Source organism: Pauljensenia sp. UMB9872, from assembly GCF_030212665.1.
Classification (GTDB): Bacteria; Actinomycetota; Actinomycetes; order Actinomycetales; family Actinomycetaceae; genus Pauljensenia; species Pauljensenia turicensis_B.
On the sequence record NZ_JASOER010000034.1, the window covers coordinates 1 to 2,482 of the forward strand.

Consider the following 2,482-nt stretch of genomic DNA (forward strand, 5'->3'; position numbering starts at 1 on the left):
GAGAGAATCCTTGCCGTTATTGGGAAAAGTGCCAAAAGCTGTTTTCATACATGGCCTTGCGGTTCCAAGAAAACCACCATAGGGTTTTTGTGGGAGTTTAGTCCCGGTTGGTTGCCATTATTAAGGGCTGCGAGATCACTGATAGTTGGTCTATGCGATTCTTGCCAGTTGTGAGGTTGGCATGGCTCACTCCGCCATCAGCAGATGCGGGTGCTCAGGTAGCGAGCCTTCGGACTTTCTCCATATCCAGAATATCTTCGCGGAAGGAAGATTTGACAGCATGACGAAGCAAAATGCGATCCGTCGTCGAGGTACGGCGATTTTAGCTACTGCTTTCTCTCTGGCCATGGTGGGCACCTTTGCCCCCGCGGTAATGTCCGGATCCCAGCTCGTTCCGGCTGCTAATGCGCAGGATCCTGCTGGCGGCGATCAGGCCATCTATTCTCCTGGTAAGGCGAGCGAAAAAGGCACGATCTCTGGCTCTGTCAAGGAGATTGTGAAGGCTGCCAATGGTTTCAATAACGTTCAGGATGCCGGTAGGCTAATGGGGGGGGGTGTGAAGGTATACGCCCAGTGGTATGAGGGCGTCAACACGGAGCATTCGTCCCCGGTGTACTACACCGAAAGCGATGCTAACGGTAACTTCACCATCAAGATGGGGCCGTACACTGATGCTCTCGGCGTGACCCGCACGTTTGCTGCGGATGCCAGTGTTGGCCTTACGACAGGTGACCCTGCCGGTCAGCGTGATCAGCGCCGTGAGAAGATCCGTATGTGGACGGAACTACCGGATGACTTGACCGATAAGTATCGTCTGGTGCACCAGCCGGCGGCTGGTATCTTCCCTGGCATTGGCGCAAGCACCACTCCCAATACCCAGGGTGACGGCCAGTGGAATGACAATAAAGTCTCGGGTGTGACCATCGCGTACGCGCAGAAGGACAAACTGCCACAGCACCTTCCGGAAAACAAGTGGGTAGAGAGTGTTGGAAAGTCCAGTAACAATGGTACCTATGCTGGTCGGGCATTTTGGAACCTTGATGTGTTGCAGGGCGCGTTAAGCCACAACGCTGTCAGTGCCTTTGGAGGCAAGGATGTTGCTGCTGCTGGTTTGAAAGTGGTTGGCTCTTACCTCAACGACGAGGCTGTGACCAAGATTGAACAGTACGCAAAGGATAACTTTGCGGATAAGACTCTGCGTGGGAGTGATTGGACTCCTACTGACGAAGAGGGCCTGCAGCGCTGGATTAATGAGCAGGTAGCTGCGGATCCAGAAGGCTGGATTGCCGAGACGGTCACCACCACTACTGGCGCTGATGGTAGGTTCCAGCTGTTCTGGAAGGGTATCTACGGTAACAACCACACTGGTACGGGTGGCGGCATTAACCCGCCGGCTGCAAAGTTGCACAAGCTGGCCGGTTCGTGGGAAGAAGGTGCCTGGACTAACGGCAACCTTCAGTCGAAGCACGTCAATATGCACTGGAGCTACCTCAGCGTTCTTGGCGCTGATGGTAAGCCGCTTCCAGACAATATCGGTGTGCTGTATCCGTGGTCTCTTGGACAGTGGGCGGGCCCGGGCTTCGGCGCTGATTTGAACGCTGGTGGTAACGCACAGCTCTTCGGTGGCGACGGTGTACTAATTGGTAACACCACTGATGGCTACACGGGTTGGAACATCGCGCTTGCGCCGCAATCCTTGAAGTTCGATGTAGTGGATAAGAACACCACTGATAACTGGGCAACGGTCGGCGATACGGTTCAGACTGATACCTCCGCTCTGCCGATCACTGAGGATCTGACCTACTACATCCAGTGGGTAGACAAGACCGGCAAAGTCGTCAAGACCTGTGAGACCGCTAAACCTGATGCCGCGACCAAGATCCCAAGCTGTCCGTTCACCGTTCCGGCAGAAGCCCAAACTGGTGATACGTTCACTGCTCGCCTGAAGCTTGCTGATAGCGATCCAGATCCAACGGACGACCTAGTTCTGGCTCTGGATGCCTTCGCTGTGGCTCGTGAATACCTTGAGTACAACGAGGTCCAGGCGAAGGCTGAAGTGGCGGCTTCCTCCGACCCGAAGTTCGACAACCCGGCTACCGACGCCGTAGAAACCAAGCCTGCGAAGGCGAAGTTTGAGCTTGGCACACTGCCGGAGGGCGTCACTAAGGATCAGGTTTCGGTTGATCCTGTGACTGGCGTCGTGACCTTTACTCCGAACGCTGACCAGGTTGGTAAGACGTTCAAGTTCCCAGTTATGATGCGCAACGAGGCCCTGCAGGTCCCGGTTCTCGACGAGAACGGCGATCCGGTGAAGGGCGACGACGGCCAGCTGAAGACCCAGGGCCGCGTTGTTGCCCAGGCCGATGCCCCATTCACGGTTACCCAGCCTGATGTGAAGGATAACCAGAAGTACGAGCCTGCGTATGAGGGTAAGTTGGTTGTTCCTGGTGACCAGGGGACGACGTCTGCTCCGTCGTTTACT

General features: G+C 55.5%; 1 pseudogene. It reads left to right on the plus strand.

What is annotated here, in order from left to right:
- Nucleotides 1-280 precede the first annotated feature (280 nt).
- Nucleotides 281-2,482 (plus strand): annotated as a pseudogene (locus QP109_RS09165) (hypothetical protein); the annotation flags it as partial.